The following is a 16356-nucleotide window of genomic DNA, read 5'->3' as shown; positions in this document are numbered from 1 at the left end:
GGCGGATCACCTAGAGTTACTAGGCATCTATCCGCCGATTCGGTTTGGAGCTTTCCCCCACAATGACTGAACAGACACCCAGCGGTGCAGGCGCTTCCTACGCTGCGGCGGGCGTGAGCATCGAAGCCGGTGACCGCGCCGTCGAATTGTTCGGACCATTGGCCAGGAAGGCCAGCCGACCCGAGGTGCAGGGCGGGATCGGCGGCTTCGCCGGGCTGTTCGCGCTCAAGGGCGGATACCGGGAACCGCTGCTCGCCGCCTCCACCGACGGCGTCGGCACCAAGATCGCCGTCGCCCAGGCCCTGGACAAGCACGACACCGTCGGGCTCGACCTGGTCGCCATGGTCGTCGACGACCTGGTGGTGTGTGGCGCCGAGCCGCTGTTCCTGCAGGACTACATCGCCATCGGCAAGGTGATCCCGGAGAAGGTCGCCGAGCTGGTCTCCGGCATCGCCGAGGGCTGCATCAAGGCCGGTTGCGCGCTGCTCGGCGGCGAGACCGCCGAGCACCCGGGTCTGATGGATCCCGATGACTACGATCTGTCCGCCACCGGCGTCGGCGTCGTCGAGGCCGACGCGGTGCTCGGCCCCGACCGGGTGCGTCCCGGCGACGTCGTGATCGCGATGGGGTCCTCGGGCCTGCACTCCAACGGCTACAGCCTGGCGCGCAAGGTGCTGCTCGACATCGACCGGATGTCGCTCACCGGTTACGTCGAGGAGTTCGGCCGCACCCTCGGTGAGGAACTGCTCGAGCCGACCCGCATCTACGCCAAGGACTGCCTGGCGCTGATCGCCGAAACCGATGTGCGCACCTTCTCGCACGTCACCGGTGGTGGCCTGGCCGCCAACCTGGCTCGCGTGCTGCCCGCCGGCCTGGTGGCCGAGCTGGATCGTGGCACCTGGAACCCGGCGCCGGTGTTCAAGATGATCGCGCAGCGCGGACGCGTCGAGCGGATCGAGATGGAGAAGACGTTCAACATGGGCGTCGGCATGGTCGCGATCGTGGCGCCCGAGGATGCTGATCGTGCGCTGGCGGTGCTCACGGCCCGCCACATCGACTGCTGGACGCTGGGTCAGGTCAAGAAGGCCGCCGACGTCGAAGCGCCGCGTGCGGTGCTGCTGGGCGATCACCCCAGGTTCTGATCCGCCCCACACACTGAGCCGGGTCGCGAGGGATCGCGGCCCGGCTCACGTGCGTTCAGGGTTTGTTCCGGCCACCGAGTGGCTAACCCACACCCGGAGGGTTTTTCCCGTCGGCTCGGGGTGGTCGGGGCCTCGAGGCGGCGAACACGACGAGCGTCCTGTGTGTGCACAGGACGCTCGTCGTGTATTCAGGTATTCGCCGTAACTGCTACTGCGAGCCTGTCGTCACTCACCTGAGAACGGCTGGAAGGGGGAGGCCACCAGGCCTCCCCCTTCGTCGCTGTCAGGTCAGCGGCGCCAGCTGTCGTAGCCGTCGTCCTCGTCGTTCCAACGAGACGGCGACTCGTCCGCATCATGCTCATCGGACAGCACTGCACTACTCCTGGGTTGGGAGTAGGGCGGAGCATCGCTATCCGACAGCTCGCGCTGAAGGCTCGCGAAGTCGGTCGGCGCGGAGCTGTACTTGAGCTCACGTGCGACTTTGGTCTGCTTTGCCTTAGCCCGGCCACGGCCCATGGCTGACCCCCTCGCGTCACTGCGGGGCGGCCTGGGGTTTGTTGGCGGCCCCGTTCGAATTAATACTCTTCCTGACAGACACTTTAGCGTGTGTCAGGGCGTCGCGCTCCCAGGAGTGGGTGAAGACCTGTCGAAGCGCCCCGGTTTGCCCCTTCTTCGCCCAGACCGCCCGGTCTCAGATGACTCCCGGGATCGCGCGGATCACACCTACTCTGGCGTCGCCGCCGAATACCGCGGTGGCCGCGAGCTGTGTGTGCTGATCGGTCCACTCGACGCCGAGTTCGCGCAGAATCGCCAGCGTCAGAGGCATCCGGGCCCGATCGTGACCGTCTTCGATCTTGTACGCGAAGGCCCTTCCGTCGGGTAGCGCACCCGCGTGCACGCCGTCGGCGCCGATCTTGCAGAACAGTCCGGGGGTCGCCGACATGGCCAGCAGATCCGGGCCGCTCGTGCCGGAAATCACTCGTGGATTCGCCCGAACGGCATCGGCGATCCGGCGCGGCGCGGTACCGGACTCGGCCGTGGTGAAGCCGGCGAAGGCGCGCGCGAGGTTGATCAGCGAGACGGGCACGATCGGCAGGCCGCAGCCGTCGATGCCCAGATCGGTCTCCGGTTCGCCGGTGACGTCGGCGACGGTGGCCAGGACCGCTTGCTGCAACGGGTGTTCGATCTCGAGATATCCGGTGCGCGGCCAATCGTTGATCGCGCAGGTCGCCAACATCGCGGCGTGTTTGCCGGAACAGTTCATGTACAGCGGACTCGGGCCCGCGCCGGTGATCGCGGCGGCGCGGGCCTTCTCCTCGAAGGGCAGGTCGGGTGGGCAGGCGAGGTCGTCGGCGGTGCAGCCGAAGCGGTCGAGCAGGCGACGGACCAGGGCGATGTGGTCCGGTTCACCGAAGTGGGAGGCGGTGGCGATGGCGAGTTCGTCGTCGTCGACGGGGTCGAAACCGTTGCGCAGCAGGGCCAGTGCCTGCATCGGCTTGTTGGTCGAGCGCGGGAAGATCGGGCCGTGGATCTCGCCGAGCTCGAGGGTGGGGGTGCCGAAGGCATCGAGGATGACGACCGAGCCGCGATGCACGCACTCGCGAAAGCCGGATCGGACGACTTCGACCAGTTCGACACTCATGCTGTCTCCCTCGGGCAGGCTCGGGCGCCCCGCGTGGTTACGTGAGCTGCCGCCGCCGGGCGCCGACCGCTCATGCCCGGACCTGCACGGTGCGGGTTCGGGTGTGGCGGTCGATCTGCATGCGGACATCGGCGGAGATGGTCGGTTCCTCGGCGCGCAGGCGTTCGAGGCGGGCGGGATCGGCGCCGGTGAACAGGTCGCGGACGGTGATGGCGTGTTCGGGGACGTGGACTACGCGGACCTCGTCGCCCGCGCCGATGGTGCCCTCGGTCAGGACCCGGAAGTAGGCGCCGGTGTCGGATCGCAGGGCGAAGCGCTTCACCCAGCGCGGTTCGCCGGACCACTGCTGGAAGGTCGCGCAGGGGACGCGGGGCGCGCTGACCTCGAGCAGGGTGTCGCCGATCGCCCAGTGCGCGCCGAGCACCGCGTCGCTGACCGGGAGACCGGTCAGGCGCAGGTTCTCGCCGAACCAGCCCGCGGGCAGTTCGCGCTCGAGCTCGCCGGCCCAGCGGCGGGCGTCTTCGTCGGCGTAGGCGTACACGGCCTGGTCGACACCGCCGTGGTGCGCGGTGTCGCACACGTGGTCACCGGCCAGGCCGAGCGCGGCGACCGCTACCCGGCCGTCGACCGGGCGCTTGTCGATGGCACTGCGGCCGACGCGCGTGCGCACCTCGATATCGGCGTGCACCACGCAGACGGCCTCGACGCGGCCGGTGTCGCCGACGCGCATGAGCGGACGGTTCATCGCCCGCGCAGCCGGTCGACGGCGGCGCGGCCCGCCTGCACGGTGTCGTCGGCGGGGACCGAATCGGGGTCGATGGCGGCGGCCGTGCTGCCGACGACCAGTTCGGTGCCTGCGGGGACCGAACGCTTGACCAGGGCCAGGGCGATCGGGCCGAGTTCGTAGTGGTCGACCACGGTGCCGAGGCGGCCGACGGTGCGGCCGCCCGCGGTCACGTCGTCACCGGTGGCGGGGCGCTCGTCGGCCGAGCCGTCGAGATGCAGCAGCACGAGATTGCGCGGGGGCTTGCCGAGGTTGTGCACCCGCGCCACGGTCTCCTGGCCGCGGTAGCACCCCTTGTCGAGGTGTACGGCCCCCTGCTCGGCGATGCCGCCGATCCAGCGGGCCTCGTGCGGGATGGTGCGTTCGTCGGTGTCGACGCCGATGCGGGGCCGCAGCGCGGCCACCCGCAGCGCCTCGTAGGCCCACATGCCCGCCGGTGCGGCCCCGGCCGCGGTGAGCTTGCTCCACCAGGCCGACAGCTCGGTCCGCGGCACGATCAGGTCGAAGGAGTTCGGCATCCGCCGCAGGAACCCGCCGCCGGGCAGCGCCGTGGCGATGTAGGTCTCGGGCAGCTGCTCGATGCCGAGCGTGTCGAGCAGGGTGTCCACCCGGGGGCCCAGCAGGCTCAGCACGGCGTGATCGGGGGCGGCTTCGGGTTTGGCGTCGGCCCAGAACACCATCTTCTGCAGGAACGACAGCAGATCGGCGCCGCGCGCGCCTTCGGTGTCGAGCCAGACGGTGCCGTCGAGGTCGGTGAGCACGAAGTGGTGCAGCACCCGGCCGTTGAGATCGAGGTCGAGATTCTCGGCGCTGTGCCCGTCGGGGAGCGCGGCGACGTGCTGACTGGTGATGGTGTGCAGCCAGCTCAGGCGCTCGGCGCCGGTGATCGTGGCGACGCTGCGATGGGAGCGATCCACGACCGCGACCCGCTCCGCGGCGGCCTTCTGCTCACCGAACGGATCACCGTAATGCCAGGCGACCGCGGCGTCCGGGGTATCGGGTGCACCCGCGACGGCACCCGGAGTATGGAGAACAGGACTGGGGGAGACGACCTGTGACACGACACCCACTGTAGGCGCGTCTGCCGACACGCGCCGCACGTGGTCGTCTTCGCGGCGCGCGTCGCGAGCTCGATTCGATGCAGCCGTAGGCATAACAGAGCGATAACGCCTACGCTCGGCACATGGGAGAACGGGTTCTTGTGACACTCGACGGGACGGTCGCTGACGCGAACGTGCCGTCGCTCTATGCCGACGACATCGGCGCACTTCGCGGCGATGGCGTATTCGAAACGATTTTGGTGCGCGGCGGCACGGCCACCGCGCTGGAATTCCACCTGGCGCGGTTGCGTCGCTCGGCTCAGGCGCTGGAACTGCCGGAGCCCGGCCTGTCGAGGTGGCGCACCGCGGTGGAGCTGGCCGTGAAGGAATGGGGATCGGAAGAGGAAGGAATGTTGCGGCTGATCTACACGCGCGGCCGCGACTCGGAATTCGACGCGCCGCGCTCGGAGCTGGCACCGGAGGATCCGCAACCCACCGCGTATGTGCTCGTCTCCCCGGTACCCGCGCGGGTCGCGACGGCGCGCGCCGAGGGCGTGAAGGTGATGTCGCTGGCGCGCGGCATCTCGGTCGACCTCGCGCAGGCGGCGCCGTGGCAGCTGCTCGGCGCGAAGACCCTGTCGTACGCGACCAATATGGCCGCGCTGCGGTTCGCCCGGCGGATGGGCGCCGAGGACGTGATCTTCCACAGCACCGAACACAAGGTCCTGGAGGGCCCGCGCTCGTCGGTGGTGATCGCCCGCGGCAAGCAGTTGATCACCGTGCCGGCCAAGAGCGGCGTGCTGCCCGGCGTCACACAGCGTGCGCTGTTCAACGTGGCGGAGAAGTCCGGCTGGGAGTGCAAGTACCAGACACTGTTCACCGCGGACCTTTTCGACTGTGACAGTATCTGGCTGCTGTCGAGCATCACGCTCGCCGCGCGCGTGAACCAGCTCGACGGGATTCGCTTGTCGGCGCCCGACAATGCTCAGGAGATCATCGACATGGTCGACCTCGGGATCGACCGGCCGGGGACCATCGGAGACTGGTGATCCGTGTGTGGGGCACGGGTGGGCGTGCCCCTGCGGGAAGGGTTTCCGCGGGCCGTGGCGGTTGTCACGCTCGAACGGGGTGATTCCGCGCGTAGGATCTACTACAAGTTGTCGTAGTAGATCGGTGGAGGTCGGATGGACACCCTTGATGTCTCCCGGTGGCAGTTCGGGATCACGACCGTCTACCACTTTCTGTTCGTTCCGCTGACCATCGGCCTCGCGCCGCTGATCGCGATGATGCAGACCGCCTGGGTGATCACCGGCAACGAACGCTGGTACCGGCTGACCAAATTCTTCGGCAAGCTGTTCCTGATCAACTTCGCCCTCGGCGTCGCGACCGGGATCGTGCAGGAATTCCAGTTCGGGATGAACTGGAGCGAATACTCCCGCTTCATCGGCGACGTCTTCGGTGCGCCACTGGCGCTGGAAGCGCTGATCGCCTTCTTCATGGAGTCGACATTCATCGGGTTGTGGATCTTCGGGTGGACCCGGCTGCCCAAGCTGGTGCATCTGGCGACCATCTGGATCGTCGCCATCGGGGTGAACGCTTCGGCGTATTTCATCGTCGCCGCCAATTCGTTCATGCAGCATCCGGTGGGGGCCCGGTACAACCCGGAGACCGGACGCGCTGAGCTGGAAAGCATTTCGGCGCTGCTGACCAACAACACGACATTGGCCGCGTTCCCGCACGTTGTCGCGGGCGCGTTTCTCACCGCGGGCACCTTCGTCGCGGGCATTGCCGGCTGGTGGATGGTGCGCAACGCGCGCAGTGGTGATGCGGTGAAACGCGAAGAGGCGCAGACGATGTGGCGCCCGGTGGGGCGATTCGCCCTCGTGGTGGTGGCGCTGTCCGGTGCGGCCTTGATCTTCACCGGCGATATTCAGGGCAAGCTGATGTTCGAACAGCAGCCGATGAAAATGGCATCGGCGGAATCGTTGTGCCACACGGCGACCGACCCCGACTTCTCCGTTCTCACCGTGGGTACGCACAACAATTGCGACGGCGTGATCCACGTACTCGAGGTGCCCTATGTGCTGCCCTATCTCGCCAAGGGCGAGTTCAGCGGGGTGACGCTCGACGGGGTGGTGGATCTGCAAAAGACCTACAACGTCGCCTACGGGCCAGGGGATTACCGGCCCAACCTGTTCGTCACCTACTGGTCCTTCCGCGCCATGATCGGGCTGGCGGGCGGGTCGGTGCTGCTGTTGCTGGCCGGGTTCTGGGTGACGCGCGGTGGCCGGGTGCCGGATCAGCGGTGGTTCTCCTGGCTGAGCCTGCTCGCGATCCCCACGCCGTTCCTGGCCAACAGCGCGGGCTGGGTGTTCACCGAGATGGGGCGTCAGCCGTGGGCGGTGGTGCCCAATCCGACCGGTGATCCGAACATCCGGATGACGGTGCAGCAGGCGGTCTCCGAACACTCCGCCGGGACCGTGATGTTCTCGCTGGCGGTGTTCACGCTGCTCTACGGGGCGCTCGCGGTGGTGTGGTGCTACCTGATGCGACGGTACGTCGTCGCCGGGCCGGACACCGGGGCGCACGCCGAGAGTTCGGACAGCACCGACACTCCCCAACTTTCCTTCGCGTACTAGGAGCCGACGATGGATCTGCAACAGTTCTGGTTCCTCCTGATCGGTGTGCTGTTCACCGGCTACTTCGTGCTGGAAGGATTCGACTTCGGCGTCGGCATGCTGATGCCGATTCTCGGTAAGGGCTCCGATACGCGCAGGCGCGTCGTGCTCAATACGATCGGGCCGGTCTGGGACGGCAACGAGGTGTGGTTGATCACCGCCGCCGGTGCGCTGTTCGCGGCCTTTCCCGAGTGGTACGCCAGCATGTTCTCCGGGTTCTATCTGGCGCTGCTGCTCCTGCTCGTCGCCTTGATTCTGCGGGTGTGCGCGATCGAATACCGGGGCAAGATCAACGATCCGACCTGGCGGGCCTGGTGCGATATCGGGATCGGGATCGGGTCCTGGATTCCGGCACTCGCCTGGGGCTGGGTGTTCGCGAACATGGTGCGGGGCGTGCCGTTGAACGCGGAGAAGCAGATCACCGGTTCGGTCGCGGATCTGCTCAGCCCGTACGCGCTACTCGGCGGGCTGAGCACCGCTGTTCTCTTCGCGCTGCACGGTGCGGTATTCCTGGTGCTCAAGACGGCGGGTGACGTTCGGACGGATGCCGTGCGGATCGCCAGGTCGCTGCTGATCCCCACCGCGGTGGTAGTCGGCGGATTCGGATTGTGGACGCAGCTCGCCTACGGCGCCGGGTGGACCTGGATCGTGCTGGTGACCGCCCTGCTCGGGCTCGCGCTCACCGCGGTGGCGAATATCGCGGGGCGTGACGGCTGGGCCTTTGTCGGCACGACGCTCGGTGTCGTCTCGGCGACGGTGTTGATCATCGGGTCGATGTATCCGAATGTGCTGCCGTCGACCATCAGCCCGCTCCACGACCTCACCATCCACAATGCGTCCTCGTCGCCGTATACGTTGAAGGTGATGAGCTGGGCGGCGTTGCTCGCTACGCCGGTCGTGCTGATTTATCAGGGGTGGACCTATTGGGTTTTCCGGCAGCGGATTCGGGTCGAACAGATTCCGCCGCCGGTGGGTCTGCCGCGCAGCGGTAAGGGCTGACAGATGGCGTCGGCCCCGTCTCGGGAAATCGTCGCTCGCGAAAGGTCGGACGCTGTGGTGTCGGAGAGCTTGTCGCAGGAGGGACCCGAGCCGGGCGCGGTGACGCCGGCACGGTCGAGGCGCGGCCCGGTGGATCCCCGGTTGTGGCGGTACGCGCGGTCGGCGCGGCCGCATCTGGTGATCGCGCTCGCGCTGGCGCTGGTGATCACGGCGACGATCGTGGTGATCGCCATCGTGCTGGGGCGGGTGCTCGCCGGGGTCATCACGGATCCGGGCAAGCGTGAGTTCGGTGCGTGGACCACGGAATTGGTGGTCCTCGCGGTAGCCGTCGCGGTGCGGGGGCTGGCGAGTTGGTGGCAGGCGCGGTTGGCTCATCGGGCCGGAAGCGCGGTGGTCGCGGAGCTCGAGACGGCGGTGCTGCGGGCAGGCGCCGAGCTGCCGCCCCGGGAACTGGACGTGCGGCGAACGGAGATCGCGGTCGTCGTCGGCAACGGTCTGAGCGGGTTGCGTGGCTGGTTCACCGGCTATCTGCCCGCCCTGTTGCTGGCCTGTCTGGTGCCGCCGGTGGTGTTGGTGGTCATCGCCCTGCACGACCGGACCTCGGCGCTGATCGCGGTGATCACCGTGCCGTTGATCCCGATGTTCATGGTGCTGATCGGGCTGCTCACCCAGGGGCGAGCCGAGGCGACGCTCGCCGCGACCACGCGGTTGTCGGACCAGATCCTCGACCTTTTCGCGGGCATGCCCACCTTGCGCGCGCTCGGGCGTGAGGGTGCGGACGGGCCCTCGATGGTGAATCAGGTCCAGGCCCTTGGCGATTCGCTGCGGCAGCGGACCATGCGCGCGCTGCGGATGGCGTTCCTTTCCTCGATGGTGCTGGAAAGTCTCGCGACGCTGAGTGTCGCGTTGATCGCCGTCGCGATCGGGCTGCGGCTGGTGTTCGGCGAGATGGCGTTGTACAGCGGGCTGGTGGCGTTGATTCTCGCGCCGGAGGTGTACTGGCCGCTGCGGCAGGTGGGGGAGAAGTTCCACGCGGCGCAGGACGGAATGGCCGCCGCTGACCGGGCTTTCACGGTACTGGAACCGAAACGCCGACAGGGCGAGGCCGTGCCCGCTCGCGCCGCTTGGGGCGAGGTCGTCGTATCCGGTAACCGGGCGGCGCGCGGGTCCGGCCCCTCCGCCGCGGGTGCGGGACCGGCGCGAATCGCCCTGCACGGACTGTCTGTCGCCGCCAGGACGGGCACCGCGCCCGCTCATCTGACGGCCGTGCTCGAACCCGGACTGGTGACCGCCTTGACCGGGCCGAACGGATGCGGGAAATCGACTACGGTGCAGGCGATTCTGGGTCTGATCCAACCCGATGAAGGCGCCGTCTTCGTAGACGGTATCGATTTACGTGAACTCGACCCCGATCGCTGGTGGAGCCGGATCGCCTGGCTGCCGCAGCGACCGGTGCTTGTTCCCGGTACCTTGCGCGAGAACGTCGAGCTGCTCGGGGCCATCCCGGACCCGAGTGCGGATGATCTTCGAGCCGTCAGCGCCGCGACAGGATTCGAGAGCGTGCTGGCCGAACTCCCCGACGGCTGGAATACCGTCGTCGGCCGGCACGGCACCGGCCTCTCGCTGGGCCAACGCCAGCGTCTCGCTCTCACCCGGGTGCTCGCCGCCCACCGCCCGATCCTGCTCCTCGACGAACCCACCGCCCACCTCGACTCCGAGAGCGAGCAGCGCGTGCTCACCACCCTGCGCGAATACGCCGCCGCCGGTGCGACCGTCGTGGTCGTCGCCCACCGCCCGACGGTGCTGGCGGCGGCCGATGTGGTGATCGAGGTAGTCGCGGCGGACGCGCCGTCGAGGGACAGGGCGGTGGCGGTCTCATGATCGGCGATCTGCGGGAGATGTGGCGGTTGCTCGCGCTGTCGCCCGCGCGGGTCGCGGTGGCGATCGCGTGGGGTGTCGCGGCATTGGGGAGCGGGCTCGGGCTGGCCGCGCTCGCCGCGTGGTTGATCGCGCGGGCCTGGCAGATGCCGCCGGTGCTGGATCTGAGCGTCGCGGTGGTCGCGGTGCGGGCACTGGGCATCTCGCGGGGGCTGTGCCGGTACCTGGAGCGGCTGGCCACCCACGATGTGGCGCTGCGGGCGATGACAACGGCGCGCACCGCGGTGTATCGCACCTTGGTGCAGTCGGATGTCCGGTGGTGGCGAGACCGAAGCGGCTCGTCGGCTGGGTCGACCGGCGAGGCGGACCGCGCGGGCGCTGTCGGCAGCACGGGGCGTGCGCTGCGGCGCGGGGATGTGCTCGTCCGGATCGGCGCTGATATCGACGATCTCGGGGCGGTGGTTGTCCGGGTGCTGGTGCCCGTGGCGGTCGCGGTGGTGTTGTCGCTGGCCGCGGTGGGACTGATCGCGATCATTTCGCCACTGGCCGCGGTGATCTTGGCGGTCGCGCTGGCGGTTTCGGGGATTCTCGCGCCGTGGATGTCGGCGGCGGCCGCGCGGGAAGCGGAGCGGGCGGTGCGGGCCGATCGGGGCGAGTTCACCGCCGAGGGGCTCACGGTGCTCGATCACGCTGCCGAGCTGCGGGTCGCGGGGCGGCTGGAGGCGGCACTCGCCGTGGCGGACAAGGCTTCTCAGCGGGCGGTGATCGCGGAGGATTCGGCTGCCTCGCGCAGCGCGTGGGCGGCTGCGGCCACGCCCCTGTCGATCGGGGTGAGCGCGTTCGGTGCGCTGCTGGTCGGCATCGCCGCCTACGGGCCGACCGGCGGACTGCCCGGCGGCATGACTCCGATGGCTTTGACGATTCTGGTGCTGGTCCCGCTGTCCGCCTTCGAAGCCGTGGGCATGCTTCCCGCCGCCGCGACCACCCTCACCACGTCCCGCGCTGCCCTGCACCGCCTCCGTGGCATCTCGGCAGGAACCCGCAGCGCCGACAGCGGCGGGAGCGAGTGCTTGGAGTGGGCGGAGGTCGAGCCTGCTTCCGCTGACCTCGACCGGGGACCAGCGGGGGCTCGAGAACGTGCGCGGTCGGTGGTCGCTGCCGAGCCGGAGCCGGGTCCCTGGGGCGAGCTGACACCGATGCCCGAAGGGTCGCGGGTGGTTGTCGTCGGGCCCAGTGGGTCGGGGAAGACGACGTTGCTGATGGCATGGGCGGGCCTGTTCGATACGCCCCGGGACGGTGTCACGTTCTTCGCGGAGGACGCGCATCTGTTCGGCACCTCGATTCTCGAGAACCTGCGAGTCGCGCGTGGCGACCTCACCCTCGACGAGGCCGAAAGCGCCCTGCGCGCAGTCGGTCTCGGCCCGTGGCTGGATTCACTGCCGGACGGCCTGCACACCTCGCTCACCGCGGGTGCCGCCGCCGTATCCGGTGGTCAGCGCCGTCGTATCCTGCTGGCCCGCGCCCTGGTTTCCCCTGCGCACACCCTGCTCCTCGACGAACCGACCGAACACCTGGCCGCCGCCGAAGGTGACCAACTCCTGCTCGACCTCCTCGACCCGGACAGCGGCCTCGTCGCCCCCGATCGCACCGTTGTCGTTGTCACCCACCAGCTTCCGCGCGGGTACAGGGCCGGCGCCGTCGTCACCGTCGACGCGACCGGCGCCTGCCACATCGAGAATCCCCACGCCACGACGTACTCGGCGACGTGACGTATTCGCCCAGGTCAGACCCGTAATTAAATCAATTGCCGAGCGCGCCGGGCGCGGATAGATTCATCAGTACACAAGAGAGGAGGTGGTCTGAAGAATGTATGTTCAACGGATGCGTGAGGTGGCTGCCCGCTAGCAGCTCCACTGCGGGAGATTCCCCAGCGGTGCGCTGAGCGAATCCCAGGCAGTCACCCGACCCCCGAGCCCCCGGACGATCCAACCGGGACCATCGCGTTCACAGAATGCGGCGGAAGGCTCGGGGGTCGCTCCATTTCCCGACGAGAACGGCCCGCCCAGAGCGATCTGGACGGGCCGTACGCGAAGAATCTCAGCCGATGTAGCGGACCAGCCGCGCCGACAGGCGAGGCACGAGCGCGCCGTCGGGGTCCACGCGTTCTTCCACGTAGGCGAGGTCGCCGTTGTCGACGATGCCGTAGAGGCGTTTCGCGCCGCCCACCACCGCGCCGGAGGTGCTGCGGATGGAGACGTCGGTCGCGAGCTCCCAGGAAGCCTGGTTGCGGGCCTTGCCGTAGTACAGCTCGATGACGCCGTTGCTGTGGGTGAGCAGGAATTCGAGCAGCTCGTCGGTGCCCTCGCCGCCGACCCGCCAGTAGCCGCTCTCGCGCAGATCAGGGCCGATGTAGTTGCCCTCGGCGTCGAGCTTCCAGGTCTGCGATTCCCAGGCCAGGTAGTCGCCGCCGTCGTGGGAGACGATGATCTGCTGGCCGAACCGGTAGTCACCCTCGGTGGGGTGATTGCCCTCGCCCTCGCCACGCCACACACCGACCAGCGGCAGCAGGGCCAGCATGGCGTGGTTCAGATCCGGGCCGAGACGCAGATTGGCGGTGTCTTCGGGCAGGGGAAGACCAGGAAGGACCGAAATATTGCGGGCGCCGGTCTCTTTCGCCCGTTCAGCGGCGACATTCACTGCCTCGTCGCCACTACGACGCTCGGCCGGAGCGTCCTGCTCTGTGCTCGCTCGCTCGGCCCGTTCGTTACCTTCGCCGGCGAGCCCGCTCATGACTCGGTGAAGAGCCGGTAGAAGACGTACAGGCCGAACCAGCCGATGAGAATCGACACGGCGACAAGGAGTACCTCGAAGAAGATGACCACCCTCGGAGTCTAGCTACTCCTCGCAACAGAGACGACAACGGCCCTGGTAGTTCCCGCACAGGAACTACCAGGGCCGTTGTGAGCTTCTTACTTGGCGACCGCGACGTCGACGGCGTGAATGCCGGCGCCCTCGGGGCTGATCTCGGCGGAGCCGTTGCCCGACGAGGACAGCGCGCGCAGGGTCCACGAACCCGGCGCGGCGAAGAAGCGGAAATCACCGGTGCCGGAGGCGACGACCTCGGCGGTGAAGTCACCGTTGCCGTCGAGCAGACGCACGAACGCGCCGCCGACGGGCTGGCCGTCGGTGCTCAGGACACGGCCGGTGATGACCGTTTCCTTCTCCACATCGACGCCGGCCGGGATGGCCTGACCCTGGGTAGGTGCAGCACACATATTGATTACGCTCCCAACTCGATAGGCGCTCCGACGAGGGAACCGTATTCGGTCCAGCTGCCGTCGTAGTTCTTGACGTTCTGGTGGCCGAGCAGCTCCTGCAGCACGAACCAGGTGTGCGAGGAACGCTCGCCGATGCGGCAGTAGGCGATGGTCTCCTTCTCGCCGTCCAGGCCCGCGTCCTTGTACAGCTCGGCCAGGTCGGCGTCGCTGCGGAAGGTGCCGTCCTCGTTCGCGGCCTTGCTCCACGGCACGTTGATCGCGCCCGGGATGTGGCCGGGACGCTGGCTCTGCTCCTGCGGCAGGTGCGCGGGGGCGAGGATCTTGCCCGAGAACTCGTCGGGGCTGCGCACGTCGACCAGGTTCTTGGTGCCGATGGCCGCGATGACCTCGTCACGGAACGCGCGGATGCTCAGGTCGGGAGCGGCGGCCTTGTACTGGGTGGCCGGGCGCGAGACCGCGTCACGCGAGAGCGGACGACCGTCGAGCTCCCACTTCTTGCGGCCGCCGTCGAGCAGCTTGACGTCGTTGTGGCCGTACAGCTTGAAGTACCAGTACGCGTAGGCCGCGAACCAGTTGTTGTTGCCGCCGTAGAGCACCACGGTGTCGTCGTTGCCGATGCCACGCGCCGAGAGCAGGTCGGAGAACTGCTCCTGGTTCACGAAGTCGCGACGGACCTGATCCTGCAGGTCGGTCTTCCAGTCCAGGCGAACGGCGCCTTCGATGTGGCCACCCTCGTAGGCGGAGGTGTCCTCGTCGACCTCGACGAAGACGACGCCGGGGGCGTTGAGGTTCTCTTCGGCCCAGTCAACGGAGACCAGGACATCGGAGCGAGCCATGTTGTTCCTTTCAGAGATGACGTGCAAGGGGGTCAGTTCGGTGCCGGAGCTGGATGCCGGCGGAATCGGGCTACCAGGGGATAGATCTGGCAACCCAGGCAGACCCCGAACGCCGCGTTCAAGAACGCCGCGAACAGGGCGAAGCCGGCGAACACCGCGCCGACGATCGAGGAGCCGAGCGCGAAGCCCAGCAGGGAGAGACCGGCGAACACGAAGCCGAGCGCTTGCGCGAAACGCAGCGGCGGCACGGGCTCGGTCTCGGTGGGCGGACCGTTGCGCGGCGCGACGAACGCGGCGTAGATCCGGCCGTAAGGGTGCTTGGCAGGGCCGCCGATCGCGCCGATCGCGAAGACGACGGCCTGCAGGCCGATCAGGATCGCGGCCGCGGCGGTCGAGAAAGCGCTGACGAGCAGCACGAGAACCAGGACGCCGGTGGTGATCCAGGCCACGAAACGCGGGCCGCGGACATCGACGCGAGGGGGAGATTCAGAGGAAGGGGTCATTGTGCGCACTCCTTGGCTTGGATAAGTCAGAGGGATCTGCCTGGTCACCGGGGGATCTGGAGGATCACTCGCACGGCGGGCACAGATCGACGTCAGAAATCTCGAGAGAGAAAAAGCCGATCGGTCAGCAGCACAGGCAGCAACAACCACCGAGGCGACACAGATCAACTGTGCGGCGTCGGGTGAGCATCAGCTCGTGGTCGGTTTGCACGAGAAGTAGTTTACCCGGTCTCCCCGGAGAATGTCTCGGCCCCCCGGAATAGGGGGCTGGATCACACTGTCAGGGGCTCGAGGGCGGAGCGCAGGTCGCCCGCCTTGGGGACGCCGGAAATACGGAAGCGCTCCTTGCCCTCGGCGTCGAAGACGAAAGTCGTCGGCAGGGAGAGGACGTTGAGCTCGCGGGCCAGCGCGGGATCGGCGTCGATGTCGATCTCGATGTCGCGCGGGGCATTCGGGGACTCCGACAGGTCGGCGGTGACACCGGCGACGACGCGGCGGACCGCGTCACACGGGCCGCACCAGTCGGCGGAGAAATGCAGCACCGCGGGCGCCTCGCCGGTCACACCGGCGGCGTCGAGCAGGCGGGCGCGCTGCTGCGTCTCGGGGTCGAGGGTGGCGGGACGAACCTGCCCCTGCTTGCGCGACAGGTAGAACCCGACCGCGACGGCGGCCGCGATGACGGCGGCCAGAATGACGATCTCGATCATGGTTGCTGCAATCGGTCCAGGTCGATGGTGACGTTGCGGCCGACACCCTCGACGACGATCTGGCCGCCGAGCGCCGACACCTCGGTCGGTGCGACACCGAACGGCAACTCCTTGATATCGATCGTACGGCTGAATCGGGCGAGGACAGCGGCGTGATCGGTCTCGGGGATCTTCGAATCGGTCTTGACCGCGGCGGTCGTGTCGACCGTGCTGGTGGTGTCGGTGTAGAAACCGGTCGCCTGGATGCGGACCTTGTCGCCCTCGAGCAGCAGGTCGGCCTGGATCTGCACCGGCACGCGCGTCGCGGAACTGGACGGGGTGACACCGGCGGGCAGGACGCGCCCGTTCGCCGCGGTCGGCAGGGTGCCCTTGAGGACGAGGACGCCCGCGGTGGTCATCCCGGACCCGCCGGAGCCGCCCGTGCCGTCGGACTTGTCGGCCGGCGGGGTGTGGACCTGCAGGTCCGGGATGCCGAAGAGTTTGCCGAGCTCGGTGGGCTCGAAACGCATCAACGCGTCGATCCGGTCGACCTGCGCCGTGCGCGCCGCGCCGTCGAGCAACTCGCTGGCCGTGGCGTGCAAGCCCTGCAGCTTGGCCTCGATGCCGACCTCGCCGGGGATGTCGGGGCGCACCGCGCGGGCGCGGATCGTCACGTCGTCGTAGCGGCCGCTCATCGCCTGGGCGGCGAACGGGAAACCGTGGAACGTGACTTCCGGGTCGGCGGACAGATCCGCGCCTGCCCGCAGTTGACGGGAGACGTGGTACTCCGAATAGGCGGCGGCGCCGAAATCGATGACCACCGCCAAACCGGCCAGGCAGAGAAGCCCGATGATCAGCTTGCGCATGCTCTGACACTAGCGGCTGGTGCC

16 protein-coding genes are annotated in these 16356 nt (G+C 68.3%); 6 read left to right on the top strand and 10 right to left on the bottom strand.

Annotated features, from left to right (window positions below):
- Positions 1–62 precede the first annotated feature (62 nt).
- Positions 63–1142 carry a phosphoribosylformylglycinamidine cyclo-ligase gene (gene purM / locus ACFWFP_RS15680; RefSeq protein WP_101464588.1) on the top strand — a complete coding sequence of 360 codons (1080 nt, stop codon included), beginning with the start codon at positions 63–65 and terminating at the stop codon, positions 1140–1142.
- 288 nt (positions 1143–1430) lie between these two features.
- Here purM and ACFWFP_RS15675 read toward each other — a convergent pair whose 3' ends face one another.
- The 4 genes from ACFWFP_RS15675 to ACFWFP_RS15660 all read right to left on the bottom strand — a co-directional run bounded on the left by ACFWFP_RS15675 (position 1431) and on the right by ACFWFP_RS15660 (position 4629).
- Positions 1431–1658, bottom strand: coding sequence for a DUF3073 domain-containing protein (locus tag ACFWFP_RS15675; RefSeq protein ID WP_301904780.1), 228 nt, complete (start codon positions 1656–1658; stop codon positions 1431–1433).
- A gap of 175 nt (positions 1659–1833) precedes the next feature.
- Entirely contained in the window at positions 1834–2784 is a 951-nt protein-coding gene (locus ACFWFP_RS15670; RefSeq protein ID WP_379295554.1) for an asparaginase, read from the bottom strand.
- Between the two features lie 70 nt (positions 2785–2854).
- Positions 2855–3514, bottom strand: coding sequence for an MOSC domain-containing protein (locus ACFWFP_RS15665; RefSeq protein ID WP_379295552.1), 660 nt, complete (start codon positions 3512–3514; stop codon positions 2855–2857).
- Positions 3515–3525: 11 nt separating this feature from the next.
- Positions 3526–4629 carry a YgfZ/GcvT domain-containing protein gene (locus ACFWFP_RS15660; RefSeq protein WP_379295550.1) on the bottom strand — a complete coding sequence of 368 codons (1104 nt, stop codon included), beginning with the start codon at positions 4627–4629 and terminating at the stop codon, positions 3526–3528.
- 122 nt (positions 4630–4751) lie between these two features.
- On the opposite strand from ACFWFP_RS15660, the gene ACFWFP_RS15655 reads away from it, so the two are divergent.
- The 5 genes from ACFWFP_RS15655 to cydC all read left to right on the top strand — a co-directional run bounded on the left by ACFWFP_RS15655 (position 4752) and on the right by cydC (position 11932).
- Positions 4752–5657 (top strand): aminodeoxychorismate lyase, encoded by a 906-nt coding sequence (locus tag ACFWFP_RS15655; RefSeq protein WP_379295548.1) that lies wholly within the window; start codon positions 4752–4754, stop codon positions 5655–5657.
- A gap of 135 nt (positions 5658–5792) precedes the next feature.
- Entirely contained in the window at positions 5793–7247 is a 1455-nt protein-coding gene (locus tag ACFWFP_RS15650) for a cytochrome ubiquinol oxidase subunit I (protein WP_379295546.1), read from the top strand.
- 9 nt (positions 7248–7256) lie between these two features.
- Positions 7257–8285: a cytochrome d ubiquinol oxidase subunit II gene (gene cydB, locus ACFWFP_RS15645; RefSeq protein WP_379295545.1), complete on the top strand. Its 1029-nt coding sequence runs from the start codon at positions 7257–7259 to the stop codon at positions 8283–8285.
- 3 nt (positions 8286–8288) lie between these two features.
- Positions 8289–10166 (top strand): thiol reductant ABC exporter subunit CydD, encoded by a 1878-nt coding sequence (gene cydD, locus ACFWFP_RS15640; RefSeq protein WP_379295543.1) that lies wholly within the window; start codon positions 8289–8291, stop codon positions 10164–10166.
- Positions 10163–11932 (top strand): thiol reductant ABC exporter subunit CydC, encoded by a 1770-nt coding sequence (gene cydC / locus ACFWFP_RS15635; RefSeq protein ID WP_379295541.1) that lies wholly within the window; start codon positions 10163–10165, stop codon positions 11930–11932. Before cydD ends, cydC begins: the two co-directional genes overlap by 4 nt.
- A 328-nt stretch (positions 11933–12260) precedes the next feature.
- Here the strand turns inward: cydC and ACFWFP_RS15630 are convergent, their stop codons facing one another.
- The 6 genes from ACFWFP_RS15630 to ACFWFP_RS15605 form a co-directional block, all read right to left on the bottom strand.
- Positions 12261–12953, bottom strand: coding sequence for an FABP family protein (locus tag ACFWFP_RS15630; RefSeq protein ID WP_379295539.1), 693 nt, complete (start codon positions 12951–12953; stop codon positions 12261–12263).
- A gap of 179 nt (positions 12954–13132) precedes the next feature.
- Positions 13133–13438: a DUF1416 domain-containing protein gene (locus ACFWFP_RS15625; protein ID WP_056818727.1), complete on the bottom strand. Its 306-nt coding sequence runs from the start codon at positions 13436–13438 to the stop codon at positions 13133–13135.
- 5 nt (positions 13439–13443) lie between these two features.
- The gene (locus ACFWFP_RS15620) at positions 13444–14277 is read right to left on the bottom strand and encodes a sulfurtransferase (RefSeq protein WP_378910250.1); all 834 of its coding nucleotides are present in this window, start codon (positions 14275–14277) and stop codon (positions 13444–13446) included.
- Between the two features lie 32 nt (positions 14278–14309).
- Complete coding sequence (locus ACFWFP_RS15615) at positions 14310–14780, bottom strand: DUF4395 domain-containing protein (protein ID WP_379295537.1); 471 nt, start codon at positions 14778–14780, stop codon at positions 14310–14312.
- A 272-nt stretch (positions 14781–15052) separates the two neighbouring features.
- On the bottom strand, positions 15053–15487 hold the full coding sequence (locus ACFWFP_RS15610) for a thioredoxin family protein (protein ID WP_379295535.1): 435 nt from the start codon (positions 15485–15487) through the stop codon (positions 15053–15055).
- Positions 15484–16332, bottom strand: coding sequence for an LmeA family phospholipid-binding protein (locus ACFWFP_RS15605; protein WP_378631811.1), 849 nt, complete (start codon positions 16330–16332; stop codon positions 15484–15486). Before ACFWFP_RS15605 ends, ACFWFP_RS15610 begins: the two co-directional genes overlap by 4 nt.
- Positions 16333–16356 lie beyond the last annotated feature (24 nt).

Origin of the sequence: Nocardia sp. NPDC060249 (assembly GCF_042728755.1) — a bacterium.
Classification (GTDB): Bacteria; Actinomycetota; Actinomycetes; order Mycobacteriales; family Mycobacteriaceae; genus Nocardia.
Note: the sequence above shows the minus strand (reverse complement) of the source record. Positions and strands in the feature narration are given on the sequence as shown.